Source organism: Streptomyces humidus (assembly GCF_014649655.1).
Lineage (GTDB): Bacteria > Actinomycetota > Actinomycetes > Streptomycetales > Streptomycetaceae > Streptomyces > Streptomyces humidus.
In genome coordinates, this window is the sequence record NZ_BMTL01000144.1 from 1 (window position 1) to 1,004 (window position 1,004).

Annotated in this window: 1 protein-coding gene; it reads left to right on the forward strand. The window is 64.3% G+C overall.

Annotation, left to right across the window (positions count from 1 at the left end; translation table 11 throughout):
* The first annotated feature begins 364 nt into the window (after positions 1-364).
* Positions 365-664, forward strand: a complete 300-nt coding sequence (locus IE239_RS41465) for a hypothetical protein (RefSeq protein WP_190154608.1) — start codon at positions 365-367, stop codon at positions 662-664.
* The last annotated feature ends 340 nt before the right edge of the window (positions 665-1,004 follow it).

Genomic DNA, 1,004 nt, shown 5'->3' on the forward strand with positions numbered 1-1,004 from the left:
GGCCCTGCCTTCATGCCCCCGCGCGGCCACAATCACCTGAACAGCACACCCGTACGGAACCCCCAGCTCCACACTCGGTTTCGAGAAGCCCTCTGAGCTTCCCAAGCTCAGGGCCAATCAATGCCATTAGCCTGGGCCTGTGTCGATGGGTCAAGGGTCAGCCGGTGCCCTTCAGCTGAAGTGGGAACTCGTTGGTCATGGTTGGGCGAGATGCCACCTATCCGATGGCTCTTAGACAGCATCGGTATCCGCCAGCTACTGCACTGACGCGTTGGCGGACCTTGTAGCGGGAGCTGGTGAGCTGTAAGGGCGGCAGCGCTCAGCCCGGTTCTTCTTCGACACCGAGCCGCAAGAGCTTCGCTGGGTGCTCCACACAACGGATGACGCGGTCAACCTGACTATCTACAAGTTCCCCGACGTCGCCCTCAGCCCCAACCTTCCGGACTCCCACGGCACGGTGCTGTGGCAGGCGACCTATCCGCGTCCGGCATTCGCTCACGCTGTCTTGGAAGCGGCCCACACTGTGCTCACGGAGCATGGCGAGGCCGGCTATCTCGCCAAGTGGGCCATGCATCCCTACCTCGTCCCGCGGGTCCAGGGCCTCCGCAGGCTGCACATGCGCGACGACGTCTGCGACCTGCCCCACGGCATCTCGTGCCCGTAGGCGGCCCGCGCCGCCGTCTCAGTTTCCGTCTCATTCAGCCCCGGTCACGGCCGTTCAGCAAGGGCCACGCGCAGGGTTCGTCTTGCGGTCCAACCGCCCATGAACGCAGGTGAACGCCCCCGCACGCACCCCCACACCCCACCACCACAGTTGGAAAGCGTGTTGGGGGCAACCCCTCACGAGTTCGAATCTCGTATCCTCCGCCAGTGCCTCACCGGGCACGATGTCGAAGGGCCCCACCGTTCGGCGAATTCCAGGGGTCGTTGCAACACAGTGATCAACTGGCTGTGGCCAGGAGCTTAGCGAGGCGCTCGGCTGGGGTTTCCCAGCCGAGCGTTTT